At 69.2% G+C, this 15,644-nt stretch carries 14 protein-coding genes; 8 read left to right on the top strand and 6 right to left on the bottom strand.

The features are described from left to right. Window positions 1–18: 18 nt before the first annotated feature. Together KOI47_RS05855 and KOI47_RS05850 are read left to right on the top strand one after the other, a co-directional pair. Window positions 19–1,008: an NADPH:quinone reductase gene (locus KOI47_RS05855; protein ID WP_216214629.1), complete on the top strand. Its 990-nt coding sequence runs from the start codon at window positions 19–21 to the stop codon at window positions 1,006–1,008. A gap of 29 nt (window positions 1,009–1,037) precedes the next feature. Then, the gene (locus tag KOI47_RS05850) at window positions 1,038–1,850 is read left to right on the top strand and encodes an SDR family NAD(P)-dependent oxidoreductase (protein ID WP_216214627.1); all 813 of its coding nucleotides are present in this window, start codon (window positions 1,038–1,040) and stop codon (window positions 1,848–1,850) included. 56 nt (window positions 1,851–1,906) lie between these two features. Here KOI47_RS05850 and KOI47_RS05845 read toward each other — a convergent pair whose 3' ends face one another. Both KOI47_RS05845 and KOI47_RS05840 read right to left on the bottom strand, forming a co-directional pair. After that, complete coding sequence (locus KOI47_RS05845) at window positions 1,907–2,416, bottom strand: lamin tail domain-containing protein (RefSeq protein ID WP_216214625.1); 510 nt, start codon at window positions 2,414–2,416, stop codon at window positions 1,907–1,909. A gap of 249 nt (window positions 2,417–2,665) precedes the next feature. Then, window positions 2,666–3,898 carry a cytochrome P450 family protein gene (locus tag KOI47_RS05840; RefSeq protein WP_216214623.1) on the bottom strand — a complete coding sequence of 411 codons (1,233 nt, stop codon included), beginning with the start codon at window positions 3,896–3,898 and terminating at the stop codon, window positions 2,666–2,668. 244 nt (window positions 3,899–4,142) lie between these two features. Here KOI47_RS05840 and KOI47_RS05835 point away from each other — a divergent pair, with 244 nt between their 5' ends. The 4 genes from KOI47_RS05835 (at window position 4,143) to KOI47_RS05820 (ending at window position 8,370) form a co-directional block, all read left to right on the top strand. Further along, window positions 4,143–5,690 (top strand): MFS transporter, encoded by a 1,548-nt coding sequence (locus KOI47_RS05835; RefSeq protein WP_216214621.1) that lies wholly within the window; start codon window positions 4,143–4,145, stop codon window positions 5,688–5,690. A gap of 271 nt (window positions 5,691–5,961) precedes the next feature. Beyond that, entirely contained in the window at window positions 5,962–6,567 is a 606-nt protein-coding gene (locus KOI47_RS05830) for a response regulator transcription factor (RefSeq protein WP_216217123.1), read from the top strand. Between the two features lie 189 nt (window positions 6,568–6,756). Next, entirely contained in the window at window positions 6,757–7,527 is a 771-nt protein-coding gene (locus KOI47_RS05825; RefSeq protein ID WP_232376563.1) for an AfsR/SARP family transcriptional regulator, read from the top strand. 237 nt (window positions 7,528–7,764) lie between these two features. Next, on the top strand, window positions 7,765–8,370 hold the full coding sequence (locus KOI47_RS05820; protein ID WP_216214619.1) for a response regulator transcription factor: 606 nt from the start codon (window positions 7,765–7,767) through the stop codon (window positions 8,368–8,370). Window positions 8,371–8,380: 10 nt separating this feature from the next. Here KOI47_RS05820 and KOI47_RS05815 read toward each other — a convergent pair whose 3' ends face one another. The 4 genes from KOI47_RS05815 to KOI47_RS05800 all read right to left on the bottom strand — a co-directional run bounded on the left by KOI47_RS05815 (window position 8,381) and on the right by KOI47_RS05800 (window position 13,892). Further along, complete coding sequence (locus tag KOI47_RS05815) at window positions 8,381–10,672, bottom strand: sensor histidine kinase (protein ID WP_216214617.1); 2,292 nt, start codon at window positions 10,670–10,672, stop codon at window positions 8,381–8,383. Window positions 10,673–10,739: 67 nt separating this feature from the next. Continuing rightward, a complete protein-coding gene (locus KOI47_RS05810) occupies window positions 10,740–11,399 on the bottom strand; it encodes a hypothetical protein (protein ID WP_216214616.1) in 660 nt (219 codons plus the stop codon). 44 nt (window positions 11,400–11,443) lie between these two features. Further along, window positions 11,444–13,687: a TOMM precursor leader peptide-binding protein gene (locus KOI47_RS05805; RefSeq protein WP_216214614.1), complete on the bottom strand. Its 2,244-nt coding sequence runs from the start codon at window positions 13,685–13,687 to the stop codon at window positions 11,444–11,446. A gap of 37 nt (window positions 13,688–13,724) precedes the next feature. Then, the gene (locus KOI47_RS05800) at window positions 13,725–13,892 is read right to left on the bottom strand and encodes a hypothetical protein (protein WP_216214612.1); all 168 of its coding nucleotides are present in this window, start codon (window positions 13,890–13,892) and stop codon (window positions 13,725–13,727) included. Window positions 13,893–14,115: 223 nt separating this feature from the next. Here KOI47_RS05800 and KOI47_RS05795 point away from each other — a divergent pair, with 223 nt between their 5' ends. Beyond that, complete coding sequence (locus KOI47_RS05795) at window positions 14,116–14,901, top strand: AfsR/SARP family transcriptional regulator (RefSeq protein ID WP_216214611.1); 786 nt, start codon at window positions 14,116–14,118, stop codon at window positions 14,899–14,901. Between the two features lie 43 nt (window positions 14,902–14,944). Beyond that, a complete protein-coding gene (locus KOI47_RS05790; RefSeq protein WP_216214609.1) occupies window positions 14,945–15,601 on the top strand; it encodes a maleylpyruvate isomerase N-terminal domain-containing protein in 657 nt (218 codons plus the stop codon). Window positions 15,602–15,644 lie beyond the last annotated feature (43 nt).

Raw genomic sequence — 15,644 nt, 5'->3', positions numbered from 1 at the left:
GCGTGGCACGCTGGCGGCATGCTGGCCGCATACATCGAACGCCTCGGTGGCCCGGAGGAGATCCGCGTCGGCGAACTCGCCGAGCCGCGCCCTGGACCCACCGACGTGCTGGTGGACGTACTGGCCACCACGGTGAACCCGGTGGACACCTTCGTCCGTTCCGGACGGTTCCGCACCCCGGTTCCCTTCCCCTTCGTGATCGGCAGGGACCTGGTCGGCAGGGTGGCGGAGACCGGCGCGGGCGGGTTCGCAGCGGGCGAGCTGGTGTGGGCCAACAGCCTCGGGCACGGGGGCAGGCAGGGCGCGGCGGCCGCACGCGCGGTGGTGGCCGCCGACCGGCTCTACCGGCTGCCGGAGCAGGTGGATCCCTACCAGGCGGTGGCCGTGGTCCACCCGGCGGCGACGGCCTACCTTGCCCTGTTCACCCACGGCGGGCTGCGCATGGGCGACACGGTGCTGGTCGCGGGTGCCGCGGGCAACGTCGGCTCGGCACTGGTGACCATGGCCGCCGCGGCGGGCGCGCGGGTGCTCGCCACCGCCGCGCCCATGGACGCGGACCACTGCCGCGCGCTGGGCGCCGCCGAGGTCTTCGACTACGCGCACCCGGACCTGACCGGGCGACTGCGGGCCGCCGCGCCGGAGGGTGTGGACCTGCACCTGGACACCTCGGGTCGCAACGATCTCACCGCGGCGGTCGACCTGCTCGCCCACCGCGGCCGGATCGTACTGCTGGCGGGCGCCACGAGTACCCCGGTGCTGCCCGCGGGCCGGTTGTACCTGAAGGACGGCTCGATCCACGGGTTCGTCATCTCGCACGCCACCCCGCCAGAACTGGCGGAAGCCGCCGGGGTGATCAACCGGCTGCTGCGCGCCGGGCGGCTGTGGCCACGGGCGAAGGAGGTCCGGCCGCTTTCCGCCGCGGCCGAGGTGCATCGCAGGCTGGAGGCGGGCGAACTGCACGGAAAAAGGGTGGTTCTTTCCATCCGTTCGCAATCGGATAACGCGTAACTCAGACGCAGAAAAAGTGAGGTCGGAAGATGCAGAAAATCTGGTTCGTCACCGGTTCGTCCCGCGGCTTCGGCCGCCGATTCGTCGAATCCGCGCTGGAGCGCGGGGACAAGGTTGCCGCAACCGCGCGCAATGCCGACGCCCTCGCCGATCTGGTGGCTGCCCACGGCGACGCCGTGCTGCCGCTGGCACTGGACGTGACCGACCGCGCCGCGGTGACCGAGGCGGTGAAACGCGCGGCCGACCACTTCGGACGCCTGGACGTCGTGGTGAACAACGCTGGCTACGGCCTGTTCGGCGGCGTCGAGGAACTCAGTGAGCAGGACGTACGGGACCAGTTCGAGACCAATGTGTTCGGCGCGCTGTGGGTGACCCAGGAGGTGCTGCCGTACCTGCGCGAGCAGGGCAGCGGCCACATCGTGCAGATCTCCAGCGCGGGCGGCGTGATGTCCTTCCCGCTGCTGGGCGGCTACCACGCGAGCAAATGGGCGCTGGAGGGCTTCAGCGAGTCGCTGGCGCAGGAGGTCGCCGGCTTCGGTATCAAGGTGACCCTGGTCGAGCCCGGTGGGTTCGCCACCGACTGGGGTGGCGCCTCGGCCACCTGGTCGGCTCCGATCGCCGCCTACGACGGGCTGCGGGCGGGGATGGCCCAGGTGGAGATCCACCAGTCCGACCCGGCCACCATCGGGCCCGCACTGCTGCGGATCGTTGACGCGGAGAACCCGCCGCTGCGGGTCATCCTCGGCGAGCAGCCGAACGAGATGATCAAGCACGTCTACGCCACCCGGCTGCAGACCTGGGCCGAGTGGTCCACTCTGCCCACCGAGACCGTGGACGCGTGAGCACCGGGTGAACTGACCCGGGGACGTCGGCCCCGGGTCAGTTCACCCGAACCGGGCTAGTTCACCGCCCCGGCGGACCGCCGGTGCAGGGAGAAATCCCGCTGGTTGTGGTCGGTGTCGGTGCTGAGGATGTCACGGGCGTTCGCCGCGCCGAGCTGCGCCAGCTCCGCCGTCATGGCCTGCGCGGGGGGACCTTCGCCAACGGCAGGGCGAACCCCCATTCCCACGCAGTCGACCTTGCGTCCTGCCGCGTCGAACAGACACAGCCCGCCGTTGTCCGGAATATTCAGCAGGCCCCGGTTCAACACCACGACGAACACCCGGTCCGCGACGGTGCCGCTGAAGTCGGCTTTGACGAACGTGAGGAACTCACCGGTACTGCCTCGTGGCAACAGGACCACGTAGCTGGGAATACTGACGGGTGGACCCGTCGGCAGGCCGGTCTCGTCGTAGCCGCGAAGCTCGTACGACGAGACGTCGACGAACCGATCGCAGACGTTGCGGACTTCCACGAACTCGTCGAAAGGACCCGAGGGGCCGCTCGATGCGACCTCGTTGATCACCACGCATGAGGACGGCGCGGCCGGTGCCGTACCACCGACGACCGGGCCCGGGCCCTCCTGTGCACCGTGCCCGGGTACAACTGCCGCCAACGCCAGGAAAGCCGCTGGCAGGGCAAGGGTGTGGGACATCTTTCCTCCTACCGCCTGCGTCCACCGGTCATGTCATCCTCCGGCTCGGCCCGGTTCGCCCATAAGGGGCCAAGTACGGTGGCTGGCGCATTCGCGCTCCGGCCCGGCCGGATCAACCCCGGATCAACGCAGCCGGAGCGGGAGCCTGCCCGGCCCGCGCAACATGGCGTTGGGCCGCCAGACCACCTCCTCGGCGGGCGCGGCGGCCTCGGGGTCGATCCGCAGTCCGGGGTAGCGCTCCAGCAGCGCCCGCACCGCGATCGCGGCCTCCATCCGGGCCAGCGGTGCGCCGATACAGTGGTGCGCGCCGTGGCCGAAGGCGAGGTGCCCGCGGCTCTCCGCCTGCGGGCGGTGGATGTCGAACCGGTCCGGATCGGCGAACCGGTCCGGCGCGCGGGCCACCGCTGCCAGGCTGACCAGCACCGGGTCCCCCGCCGGGATCGGAGTGCCCGCGATCGTGATCGTCTCGGTGGCGAACCGGAACGCCGTCGCCTGCACGGGAGCGCTGTGCCGCAGGGTCTCCTCGATCGCGCCGTCCAGCAGCGACCAGTCGGCGCGGAGCGCGGCCAGCTGTGCGGGGTGACGCAGCAGGGACAGCACACAGTTGGAGATCAGGCTGGCCGAGGTCTCGTGTCCGGCGACGAACAGCAGGAAGACCATGCCAAGCAGCTCGTCGTCGGAGAGCCCGTCCCCGTCCTCGTTCACCCGGATCAACGCGCTCAGCAGGTCCTCGCCGGCGTGCTGCTTCTTCCGCTCGATGAGCCGCACGAAAAATTCGGTCATCGACCGCATCGCCTGACCGGCGGAATCCGGGCTCCGCGGTTTGAGCATTTCCTCCGACCAGGCGTGGAAATCCTTGCGCTCCGCCGTAGGCACGCCGAGCAGCTCGCAGATGACCGCGAGCGGAAGGGGGACGGAGAATGACTCGACGAGATCGACCCGGTCCCTTGATACGAGGGTTTCGATCAGTTCGCCGGTGAGTTGCTCGACCCGCGGGCGCAATCCCTGCACGCGGCGGGCAGTGAATTCCTTCGCGATGAGCCTGCGCAGTCTCCTGTGCTGCGCGGCATCCACCTGGAGCATATTCACCCCGACGGAGATGCCCCCGGTTTCGCCGCCGTCCGGCCACCGCGCGGAGACCCGCACGTCACTGCTCAGCCGCTCGTCCACCAGCGCGGCCCGCGCCTGCTCGGCCCCGACGACCAGCCAGCACTCCTCACCGGTCACCGGCAGCCGTACCCGGTGCACCGGCCCCTGCGCGCACAGCGCGGCGTACAGCGCGAACGGGTCGGTGGTGATGTCCACGCCCTGCCGGGCGGCCAGTTCCGCCAGGTCCACGGTCACGTCAGCAAGCACGGCAACTCCTCTCCTGGTATGAATAACTGCGACGATCAACGTAATGGAGTTAACGGAATCCTGCTAGTGATAGTTTGTTTTCCACAAACGTGAAACCAGCCCGGAAGGGCCACGACCACCTGGCGAAAGTGGATAATTCACAGGCCGGAGTATGAATAATTCATACGGCGAATGCTGTATTTTCACTTCGGCCTTGGTGAGTGGCTCACTGCCATTTCCGCACCCCGCTCATTAGCATCGGCGCATGACCACAACCAACCCTCAGCCGGCGGTGGGTCAGACGGATCGAAGGCGATGGATCGCCCTCGCCATCATGATGGCCGCCGGTTTCATGGACCTACTCGACGTCACGATTGTCAACATCGCCATTCCGTCGATCCGCGGGACGCTGGACGCCTCGGCCAGCCAGATCCAGTGGATCGTCGCCGGCTACGTCCTCGCCTTCGCGGTCGGCCTGATCACCGGCGGCAGGCTAGGGGACATCTACGGCCGCAAGCGGGTCTTCCTGCTCGGCGTCGCGGGCTTCACCATCGCCTCGGCGCTGTGCGGGCTGGCCACCAGTGCCGAGATGCTCGTCGCCTCGCGCATCCTGCAGGGCGCGGCGGCCGCCGTGATGGTGCCGCAGATCCTGTCCACGGTGCACGCCACCTTCCCGCCGCAGGAGCGCGGCAAGGTGTTCGGGATGTGGGGCGCGATCGTCGGCCTCGGCGGCCTGACCGGACCGCTGCTGGGTGCCCTGCTCACCGCGTGGAACGTGTTCGACCTGGCCTGGCGGCCGATCTTCCTGATCAACCTCCCGGTCGGCATCGCCGCGCTGATCCTTGGCGCGAAGTACATCACCGAGACCAAGGCGCCGTACCGGCTGCGGCTCGACCTGGTCGGCGTCCTGCTCGGCACGCTGGGCCTGCTGATGTTGCTGTACCCGCTCACCCTCGGTGAGGAGATCGGCTGGCCGGCCTGGACCTTCGTGTTGATGGCGCTGTCGCTGGTGGTGTTCGCCGGGCTGGTGGCCTACGAGCGGGTGAAGACCCGCCGGGACGGTTCACCGCTCATCGAGCTCTCCCTGTTCTCGGTGAAGAGCTTCTCCGCAGGCATCGTCGTGCAGATCGCCTTCGGCATCGTGAGCGGGATCTTCTTCCTGGTCTGGTCGCTGTACATGCAGGTGGGCCTCGGCTGGAGCGTGCTGCAGGCCGGCCTGACCGGGATCCCGTTCTCGCTGGCCACCGCAGCGCTGGCCGGGGTATCGGTGGAGAAGCTGGTGCCGCGCTTCGGCCGCAAGGTGCTCCAGGCCGGCGCGTTGATCATGGCCGCGGGGATGCTGCTCTACCTGGGCGCCACCGAGCTGTTCGGCCAGGAGATCACCTCGTGGCACATGTTCCTGCCGCTCATCGTGGTCGGCGCCGGCATGGGCCTGATCGTGGCCCCGCTGGCCAACGCGGTACTCGGCGATGTGCCGGTACAGCACTCCGGCTCGGCTTCTGGGCTGATCAGCACCACCCAGCAGATGGGAATGGCGCTCGGCCTCGGCCTGACCTCGGTGTTCTTCTTCGGTGTGCTGGGTGACCAGCTCACCCCGGCCACACTGGGACCGGCCTTCGTCGCCGCCTTCCAGAACACCCTGTGGTGGGTGGCCGGCATCCTGGTCGCGACCTTCCTCATCATGTTCGCGCTGCCGATGCGTGCCATGCCCCAGTGGATCGCGCCCCCACCCGAGCCGGAGACCGAAGCGGAACCCGAGCCGGCGGTCCCGGAAACCGTCGGCAAGGCGGCAACCGCCGCGGAGCCGGTCTGAAACCTGTTCCCGATGCTCGCCTGCCCCCGCCCACTCCCCCGCGTGGGAGGCGAGCATCGGGAACATCCTCGCGTGGAAACAAAGCCACCATTTAGCCTTGCTAAGTGACCTTTCTGTACCCCTACCGACAGCTACGCTCCGATTACCTTACCTCTCGACAGATTCCGGCACCCGGCCGACAGATCATCGTCCGTTCGGATCAATTCCTTGTGAGTACTGTGCACGGGATGTAAGACTCAGTAATACGATCGTGGCGACGCATGGGGGCGCGATGATTAAGGTCTTACTGGCCGAAGACGTGCAGATGGTGCGCGGTGCCCTCGTAGCGCTGCTGGGCCTGGAACAGGATATCGAAGTCGTCGCTTCCATCGCCAATGGCGACGAAATCCTGCCCGCGGTCAAGGAGAAGGAACCGAACGTCGCCGTGCTCGACATCGACCTTCCCGGACTCGACGGCCTTTCCGCGGCGGCACAGATCCACGACATCGCCCCCGGTACCCGCACCCTCATCCTGACCAGTCTCGGCCGCCCGGGGACGCTGCGCCGGGCGCTGGACGCACGGGTCAACGGCTTCATTCTCAAGGACGCACCCATCTCCCAGCTCACCGACGCGATCCGGGCCGTCTCGGTGGGCCGCCGGGTGATCGACACTCAGCTCGCCCTGTCCGCGTGGGACGGTGACCAGTGCCCGCTCACGCCGCGCGAGCTGGAGGTGCTGCGGCTGACCGCGGACGGTGCCGACGCGGCGGAAATCGCCGGTAGCCTGTACCTCTCGGTCGGCACCATCCGTAACTATCTGACCACGGTCACCACGAAGCTCGACGCCCGCAACCGCATCGACGCCGTGCGGATCGCCAAGAAATCGGGCTGGCTCTAGTCGGTTTCCAAAGCAGGAGCCCGATGCTCACGCAGCGCGCCGAACCGGGCACACCGTGAATCTCTCATTCACCAACCGGTAGTGCGTCAACCCCGATTCATGCCGAGATACGTGGCCTCCCAGCCTGCGCTCCGCTGAACTTGAAGGACGAATCGAAGCGGAGCAAAACAACTGGGGAGGAGCATTCCCATGGAGATCAGGGTGCTGGGCCCGCTGGAGGCCCTGCAGAATGGGAATCCGATTACGCCGACCGCGAGCAAGCCACGGCAGTTGCTGGCCTTGCTCGGGCTGCAGGCAGGCCATGTCGTCACCGCCACCACCCTGCTCGAGGAGCTCTGGGGCACGACCCCGCCGCGGAGCGCACTGACCACCCTGCAGACCTACGTCTGCCACCTCCGCAAGCGGGTGCAGACGGCAGGCCATCCGGCGGTCAAGGACCTGCTGGTCACCACTTACGGCGGCTATCTGCTGAACGTCACGGAGGCGACCGTGGACGTACGCACCTACGAGCACCTGGCCGAACGTGGACATCGCGCGCTGCAGGCCGGGCTGCTGGGGCGTGGCTCCGACCTGCTGCGCGCGGCGCTGGAGATGTGGCGCGGGCCTGCGCTGGCCGAGGTGCGAATCGGGATGCGCCTGGCCATGGAACTCACCCGGCTGGAGGAAAGCAGGCTGGGGGCGCTGGAGGCCCTGATGGACGCCGACCTTCGCCTCGGCAGGCACCGGACGCTGCTCGCGGAACTCGCGACGCTGACCGAGCAACACCCGATGCACGAGAACTTCTGTGCGCAGCACATGATCGCGCTCTACCGCTGCGGGCAGCAACGACTCGCGCTCGAGGCATATCGCTCCTTGCATGACGAACTCGTCGACCGGCTGGGCCTCACCCCCTCCGAACGGCTGCGCAGGCTGCGGGAGGCGATTCTGCAAGCCGATCCGGGCCTTTCCGTGCCGGTATAAACGCGGGCTGGTACGGCGCGCCTTACCCGGATTGCGCACCACCCTCACCGTGTCTTATTCAACGGTCGGGTTGTTCAGGTCCGCAGCGTGCGTCGCCAGTGCAGTCACCTGCAACGACCGCTCGCACGGGCCTGGCGGCCCGCGGTCGCTGGGTCGTTCTGAACAACCCTCACCGGCCGGGCGTCAGTACACACCTAACGCTATGGTGAGCCGAGCAGACGGAGGGGAACGGCGGCGATGATCAGGGTTTTGCTGGCCGAGGACATGCATATGGTCCGTGGTGCACTGGTCGCCCTGCTCGAACTCGAGCCCGATATCGAAGTGGTCGCCGAGGTCGAGTCCGGGGAGCACCTGGTCGAACTCGTGCGCGAGCAGCAGCCCGATGTCGCCGTCATCGACATCGACCTCCCGGTGCTGGACGGGCTCACCGCGGCCGCCACCATCCGGTCCGACCTGCCAGGGGTGCATACCCTGATGCTGACCAGCCTTGCCCGGCCCGGCACGCTGCGCCGCGCGCTCGCCGCGGGGGTGGACGGGTTCATCCTCAAGGACGCGCCCCCGGCGAAGCTGGCCGCGGCGATCCGGGACGTCGCCGCGGGCAAGCGCGTTGTGGACAGCCAGATGGCACTGGCCGCATGGGATCGCGGTGAATGCCCGCTGACCGAACGAGAACTCGAGGTGCTGCGCCTTGCGGCCAAGGGCACCGACGTCCCGGATATCGCCAGGACGCTGTCCCTTTCCGCCGGGACAGTACGCAACTACCTCACCACCTCGGTGGCCAAGCTCGACGCGCGCAACCGGGTGGACGCGATCCGGATCGCGTCGGACGCGGGCTGGCTGTAACCCGCGCGGGTCAGGACCGGACCGATTCCACCGACACGGGGAGCTCGGCCAGCAAGCGGTGCCTGCCTTCGCTGGTCCCTGCACGCAGGGTGCCGCCCAGCGCGGACACCCGCGCGGCCAGGTTGCGGATGCCGCTTCCGCCCTCGGTGCTCCGGGACCCGGCACCGGGAACCCCGTCGTTGACGATCTCCAGCATCAGCCCCTCCCCCTGCCTGCGGAGCGTGATCTCACAACGACGCGCGCTGCTGTGCCGCAACGTGTTGGTCACCCCCTCGCGTAGCACGGTGGCCAGGGTGGTCCGCACCTCCGGCGGCAGCTCGCATCGTTCCAGCCGCAACGTGACCTCGATGTTCGCGGCCGTCAGCAGGTCCCGCGCCGATGCCGCCTCCTCGTCGAGGGAGAGCTCCCGGTAACTGGAGGCCACCGCACGGACGTCCACGAGCGCCTGCCGGGAGATGTCCAGGATCCCGGACAACTCCTGCTGCGCCCGCTCCGGATCCCTTGCCACCAGCCGGTGCGCCAGCTCGCTCTTCAGCGTGATCGCGGACAGGCTGTAGCCGAGCAGGTCGTGCAGGTCGCGGGCGAAGCGCAGCCGTTCCTTGAACACCACCAGGTCGGCGAGCTCGGAACGGGCGGCGTGCAGCTCCCGCACCATGCTCGTCAGCCTGGTCAGTCCGAAAAGGACCAATCCCTGGTTGATACTGACCAGGAACCCGTAGACGATGCCGATCGGGTCACCGCCGAGCAGCCAGTGCGCCCCGCCTGCCGCCGCCACGAAGGTGAGGAAGAGCGGCAGCCCGGCACGGGCCGGCAGCGCCAGCAGGGCCGCGCCTGCCGCGAACCCTGGCAGGCCGACATACGGATCCTGGGCCACCGCGATCGGCAGGAAGGACAGCACCGTCTGGACGAGCAGGGCCCCACGGCCGAGCGGGGACCGCACCGGGGCGTCCGGGCGGCCGAAGAAGCCGGCCATCAGGGCCAGGGAGGCCAGCACGCAGGCCACGGACACGGTCGCCGCGAGCGGTCCGAGGTTCGCCGCGGCGACGAAAACCAGCGCGCTGATCGCGTAGCCGGTGAACACCGCGGCCGCGATCACCTGGCCGAGGCGGGGCACCATCGAGGGGCCACGCTCGGCCGCCTTCCGTTCGGGTGCCGGGGTCGTGCCGTCCCCCGTGGCCGGTACCGATACCCGCAGGCGGAAGGTGTCGTCATCGGCGCCCGCCGACAGCGTCCCGCCGATCGCCTCGACCCTGGAGGTCAGGTTGCCGATGCCGTTGCCCTGGCCCTCACCAGGGTCCCGGCCCTGCTCGGCCGCCGCGCGCACCCCGTCGTTGACGAGCTCGACGGACACCGTGTCGCCCTGCCTGGCGAAGGTGATCTCGCAGTGCTCCGCCTTACTGTGCCGCAGCAGGTTGGTGACGGCCTCGCGCAACACCGTCGCCAGCACTGTGCTGGTCCGTGGGGGCAGCTCCGCGGTGGTGCCGTGCACGGTGACCAGCACATCTGCCGCGGTCAGCACCGAGCGGGCCGAAGCCAGCTCCTCCTCGAAGGAGAGCTCACGGTAGCTGGAGGCGATCGTGCGGACATCGGAATGGGCCTGCCGGGAGATGTCCAGGATCTCGCCGAGCTCCTGTGCGGCGCGCTCGGGCTGCTGCACGATCAGGCGGTGGGTCAGCTCGGCCTTGAGCGTGATCGCGGACAGGCTGAAGCCGAGCAGGTCGTGCAGGTCCCGCGCGAACCGCAGGCGTTCCGCGGCCACGGCGAGATCGGCGAGCTCGGACCGGGCCTCGGCCAGTTCGGCCACCAGCGACCGCAGCCGGGACAACCCGTACACCACCAGGCCGATCACCATAGTCAGGTTGACCACGTACCCGGTCTCGATGCCGATGCCGGTCAGGTTCCACCGCACGAGCCCGCTAACCGCCGCGATGCAGGCGAAGGAAAGCCAGCCCGCCAGCGGTCGCAGCACCAGCAGCGCGTCCCCGGCGACGAAGCCGAGCAGGCCCATCCACGCCTCGCCGTAGACCGCGATCGGCGCGAACCCCAGTGCGACCTGCGCCGCCAGCGCCAGGTAACCGCGCGGTCCGTGCAGGTCGGCGCGCGGGTTGCTGAAGATGCCCAGCTGCAGGTACATCATCGCGCCAAGGGCGGCCACCGCGGGCAGCACATGGGAAAGATCGGTACTTTGCGCGAGCACGTACTGAAAAGCATTCACCACGAACCCGGTGAACACCACGGCGACCACGACAAGCGCCAAGCGCGGCGCGAGCCCGGCCGCCCGCCCCGTGTTGTCGCTGTTCACCGTTGCCACAGCCGGCCCCCATGTCGTGTGCGGAACTGCGCCGCGCTGGGGTGATAGTACCGGAATCCTATATGTCCGATGAGCCGTTTGGTGCAGCTTCGACCAGGAGAAAACCGATCCCGGCAAGGTAGGCGACCACGTCACCGACCACCGGGGGCGCCAACTGGAGGCCGTCCGCGACCTCGGTAATCGTTGTCCGGCCGGACAACAGGCATTTCGCGATCTCGGTCGCCGGGGCGCGGTGCAGGACCACCCGGTAGGCGAGGCCGGGGCAACGGAGCACCTGCTCGGCCCGGATGTCCTCGAGCGCGGTCCCGGCGCGGACCCTGACCTCCGCCCGATGGGGTACCGACACGCAGTCGAACACGGCATCGGGGACCTCGGCCACCAGCGACAGGATCGGCCCGCCGCCGTCGAAGAGGCCGAGGGAATTCACCACGCATCCGCCGAGCGCGTCCAGGGTGGCCTTCAGCCGCATCCACTGTGTACCCGGCGCCCCGGTTGCCTGCCAGTGGTCGAACTCCTGGGCCAGCGCGGGGATGTTCCCCAGTGATACCGGCCCCAGGCTCATCCGGTGCAGTGCCTCGCGCACCAGCGGGCTCCGGTCGGCGACCTCGACGTCACCCCATGGACCGGACACGATCAGCCGACGATCACCTTCGGTGAGCACGATGGCGTCTTCCAACAGTGAGAACAGCGGTCGCCCGAAGGGGACATGGGACGCCATGGCGCTTCTCCAGCTCTGCCAGGGCCGCGCCGATCCGGCGCCGGTCACAGGAACATCGGTACCGGGTTGAGTTCGTCGAGCGCGGCCGGTCGCTCGATTCTTCCCAGGTTTACCGGAACGTCGTACAGCCGCCCTGGAGCCAGTCTGGACCAGAAGTGCCGCATCCCCGGCACGATCACCTTGACCACCGCGAGCCCCACGTCCTGACGGGTCTGGTCGAGCACGAGCAGTTCCATGCCCGCGGCCTCCAGCCGCCGTTGCAGCAGCCGGACGTCCTCGAGCAGATCCCTGGTCGGCAGGTACTCCGGCACCGGTCGCATGGCGGTCGGCAGCAGGTACGGCTGGTTCGCCACCGTCGCGGTGCGCAGCCAGCGGCGCAGGTCGGGATCCAGGCCTTGCCAGTCCGGTTCGCGCAGCGCGAGGACGGCCGGCATCACCTGGTTCAGCTCGGTCAGCGCGCGCCGCACCGCCAGCCGCGGGTCGAGGTGGGCGCCGAAACCGAACATGATGTCCTCGCGGGGCCCTTCGATCCGCCGGGAGATGGCCACCGCAACCGGCACCGCGAGGTCCGCGGTCAGGTCGAGCACCCACAGCTCCCGGCCCAGCTCGCGATAGGCCTCACGGAGCTCGGCCACCAGCGGGTCACCGAGGGTGTCCAGGTCGAAGCCGGGCATCGGGGTGCGGTTGTACCACCACAGCGCCACCGCGTCCCGCTCGATCACCTCGAGCAGGCCCTGCAGCACCGCGTCCTCGAGACTCGATCCGGCCGCGCACCCGTTGGAGTCCGCTGTGATCGAGGCCGGAGCGGGCGCGCCGTAATACAGGGCGCCGGTGGGCAGCAGCCGGTGCCGTCCCTGGGTCAGCGACCACACCGGGGTCCAGTCCAGCTCGGCGGCCTCGTCGAAGGGTTCCGGGACGTGCTGGAAGGCCGCGTGCTCGGCGTTCCAGCCGGCCCGGTTCGCGAACTGGTGCGGGTGGTAGAGCTGGAAACTGTCCGGGTGCACGGCCTGCTCGCCGAGGGCGCGGAAGCTGGCCCGTACGGTGGTCTCGTCGCCGTGCCGGGTGCCGCTGTAGCGTTCCAGCGCCTCACACAACGCGCTGACCTCGGCGTGCAGCGGGGTGATGCCCTTGCCGCCGTTCTCACAGCGCAAGGTGGAACGCAGGCCGTCGATGCCGCCTGCCGCCGCCGCGACATTCGTGCCGGAGCGGTAGGAGTGGAAGAGCTCGTGTCCCCGGGTGTCGCGCTGGATGTCCCGGACGATGCCGGTGATCGGGCTGATCAGGTGCCGGTAGCGGTCCAGTACCTCCTGCGGGGGCGCGGACCGGTGCCCGCCGCCGTCCACCGACCGCTTCGGCCGGGACTCCAGGGTCACCGGGCGCGGGGCAGCCCTGCGCCCGCGGGCGGGTTCGCCGCAGGCGGGGCACTGCGGCAGCGCCTGCACCCGGTGGTGACTCACCTTGAGTTCGAAGGTGTCCAGGGCCCAGATCTCCTGCTGGCCGGGGTGCCGGTAGCCGGCCAGCCACTTGCTCGCCTCCAGTGCGGCCACCTCGCCCGCACTGGCGGAGACGGAGTGCAGGCCGACGCCCGGCCGGGCCACCGGCCCGGACTGCCCCCTGCTGGCCTGCACATGTGCCTCGGCGGGGCGGTTGGCCGCCAGCCGGGTCGCCAGGCAACGCCAGCATGCCCCCTGCCCCGGGGTGAAGATCGGCCCGACCCAGACTTGCGCACCGGTGGGCTTGACCAGCAGCCACGGCCTGCCTGCCCGCCGCTGCTCGATATCCACCGCCGCCAGCTCGGGGGCGAGGTAGTCGGGGCACACCACCACGGTGAGGTCGGCCGCGCTCGCCCCGGCGGCATCGGCCGCCACCTCGAGTTCGGCGCGGCGTAGCGCGGCGGCGACCCCGTCTGGCCTGCTCCCGCCCACCGAGCGCACCCGTACGCTGGCGTCGCGGGTGCCCTGGACGGCCTGCACCGCGTCCAGGCCCGCGGCCTCCCAGTAGGCAAGTGCGGCCGGGTCGCTGGGTTCCTCCCCGGCCCTGGTGCCGATCAGCCCTGCGGCGCCGAGCCGGGCCAGCAGACGACCTGCCTGTTCCGCGGGCAGGTCGTCCGGCAGGTCCCGGAACAGGGTGGGGACGTCCCTGCTCCCGTCGAGGAGCGAAGCCAGCAGTTCCACCCGTGGCCCCTGGAGCGCGGTCACTCCGCCTTCGGCGAACAGGTAGACCGCCTCGCCCGGAACGACTTCCGGGCGCAGGTGGCGTTTGAACCCGATGCGCTCGTGTGTGTGCATGGCTCGCTCCCCCATTCTTCGGGTCCGTTCCCTCGGGTCAGCCCGCGACCAGCGCGTGCCCGGCGGCGACCACGCCGAACGGGCGGCTGCAGTAGCAGAACGCCGCGATGGCGAGGTTCTGGCCTGCCGAGCCGTCGAACTCGTCGATTCTCAGGTCGGCATCCTCGGCCGGGGCGAACGCGTCGATGGTGTGGCTCTCGAACATCTCGGCTCTCCTTGTCGATTGGTGTCGCAACGCTGGCTGTGATTCTTGATGCGCGGGCAAGGACCTCGGTAGTTACCGCTTAACGTCAGCGAATATGAACTCCTCATACCCCGGGACGGGGATAGTTCATCCGAGACTGGTGTCCGGCGCACTGCCGTTCTCCCCCGCCGATGCGGTCAACTTGACTCCTACGCACTACAGCCGGACTCCAGAGGAGGCAGCGATGCAGATCAAGGTCCTTGGGCCGCTTGCGGCGACGATGAACGGCCGCCCGGCGCTGCCGACCGCGGCCAAACCGCGGCGGATCTTCGCCTTGCTCGCCCTCCGCCCCGGTCAGGTGGTGCCGGTCGCGACACTGATCGAGGAACTGTGGGGCGACTGCCCGCCGCGCAGCGCGCGGGCCACGCTGCACACCTACATCATGCAGCTGCGCCGCAAACTCGGCGCGGACGCGAACGAGTTGCTGGTCACCCAGTTCAACGGGTACCTGCTGAACATCGACCCCGAGCAGGTGGACGTGCACGAGTACGACCGGCTCGCCACCACGGGCAGGCGGGCGGCCGAGGCCGGGGACCACCGCTCGGCGGCCCGGTTGCTGAAGGCCGCCCTCGAACTGTGGCGCGGCCCCGCCCTGGTCGACATCCCGACCGGGGAGATGCTGGCGGTCGAGGTCACCAGACTGGAGGAAAGCAGGCTCAACGTGGTGGAGAACCGTATCGAGACCGAGATGCACCTCGGCAGGCACCACACCCTGCTCAGCGAGCTCGCCATGCTGACCGCCCGCAACCCGATGAACGAGAACCTCTGCGCGCTGTACATGATCTCCCTGTTCCGCTGCGGCAGGCAGTGGCAGGCGCTGGACGCCTTCACCTCACTGCGGAACACGCTGACCGGTGAGCTGGGGGTGGAGCCCTCCACCCGGCTGCGCGACCTGCAACGGGCGATCCTCACCGCGGACGCCGAGCTGGACCGCGTTGAGAGCAGGGAACTACAGCAGATGCTCGGCTAGTTAATGCCTGGTTGGCTTGTCCTGGCGCTGCTAGCTTGCGGTTGTGGATCTTTTCGCACGCTCGTGGAGCGCGTTGCGCGGAGCGGTCGCCGAACTCCGGGACGAGGACCTGGCACAGCCGTCCGGTTGTGCCGGCTGGCTCGTGCGGGATCTGGTGTGCCATCTGATCATCGACGCGCAGGACGTCCTGATCACCCTGGTGACTCCCGCCGAAACGGCACCGACCCGGAATGCGCTGACCTACTGGGAGGTCGCTGACACGCCGCCGACCGGTGATGACCCGCTCGACGCGCTGATCGTCCGGCTGGCCGCCGCCTACCAGGAGCCGTGGCTGCTGAAGTTCCACCTCGATGACGTCGGCTCCGCGGCCGGGCGCGCCGCCGACCTCGCCGACCCGCGCCTGCGGGTCAGCACCAAGGACGAGGTGCTCACCGCGGGCGACTATCTCCGCGCATACGTCCTGGAATGGACCCTGCACCACCTCGACCTGATCGCGCACCTTCCCGGCGCGGCTGAACCGCCTGCCGAGAGCATGGCCCGGTGCCGCGAGATGCTGGAGCAGATCGCGGGCACCGCGTTCCCCGGTTCATGGTCCGACAGGGACGTGCTGCTGGTCGGCACCGGGAGGCGTGCCCCGACCGACGCGGAGCGGGCCGAACTGGGCGAACTGACCGGGAAGCTCCCCTTCGTCCTCGGCTGATCATCTGGCCAGATCGTCACCCGATCGTGTATCGAACATGTGG

The sequence above is a fragment of the Amycolatopsis aidingensis genome (assembly GCF_018885265.1).
Taxonomy (GTDB): domain Bacteria; phylum Actinomycetota; class Actinomycetes; order Mycobacteriales; family Pseudonocardiaceae; genus Amycolatopsis; species Amycolatopsis aidingensis.
Note: the sequence above shows the minus strand (reverse complement) of the source record. Positions and strands in the feature narration are given on the sequence as shown.

Bases quoted from the DNA above. Each gene is read 5' to 3' on its own strand.
- KOI47_RS05855 (WP_216214629.1), top strand. From the start codon at position 19: ATGCTGGCCGCATACATCGAACGCCTCGGTGGCCCGGAGGAGATCCGC.
- KOI47_RS05850 (WP_216214627.1), top strand. From the start codon at position 1,038: ATGCAGAAAATCTGGTTCGTCACCGGTTCGTCCCGCGGCTTCGGCCGC.
- KOI47_RS05835 (WP_216214621.1), top strand. From the start codon at position 4,143: ATGACCACAACCAACCCTCAGCCGGCGGTGGGTCAGACGGATCGAAGG.
- KOI47_RS05830 (WP_216217123.1), top strand. From the start codon at position 5,962: ATGATTAAGGTCTTACTGGCCGAAGACGTGCAGATGGTGCGCGGTGCC.
- KOI47_RS05825 (WP_232376563.1), top strand. From the start codon at position 6,757: ATGGAGATCAGGGTGCTGGGCCCGCTGGAGGCCCTGCAGAATGGGAAT.
- KOI47_RS05820 (WP_216214619.1), top strand. From the start codon at position 7,765: ATGATCAGGGTTTTGCTGGCCGAGGACATGCATATGGTCCGTGGTGCA.
- KOI47_RS05810 (WP_216214616.1), bottom strand. From the start codon at position 11,399: ATGGCGTCCCATGTCCCCTTCGGGCGACCGCTGTTCTCACTGTTGGAA.
- KOI47_RS05805 (WP_216214614.1), bottom strand. From the start codon at position 13,687: ATGCACACACACGAGCGCATCGGGTTCAAACGCCACCTGCGCCCGGAA.
- KOI47_RS05800 (WP_216214612.1), bottom strand. From the start codon at position 13,892: ATGTTCGAGAGCCACACCATCGACGCGTTCGCCCCGGCCGAGGATGCC.
- KOI47_RS05795 (WP_216214611.1), top strand. From the start codon at position 14,116: ATGCAGATCAAGGTCCTTGGGCCGCTTGCGGCGACGATGAACGGCCGC.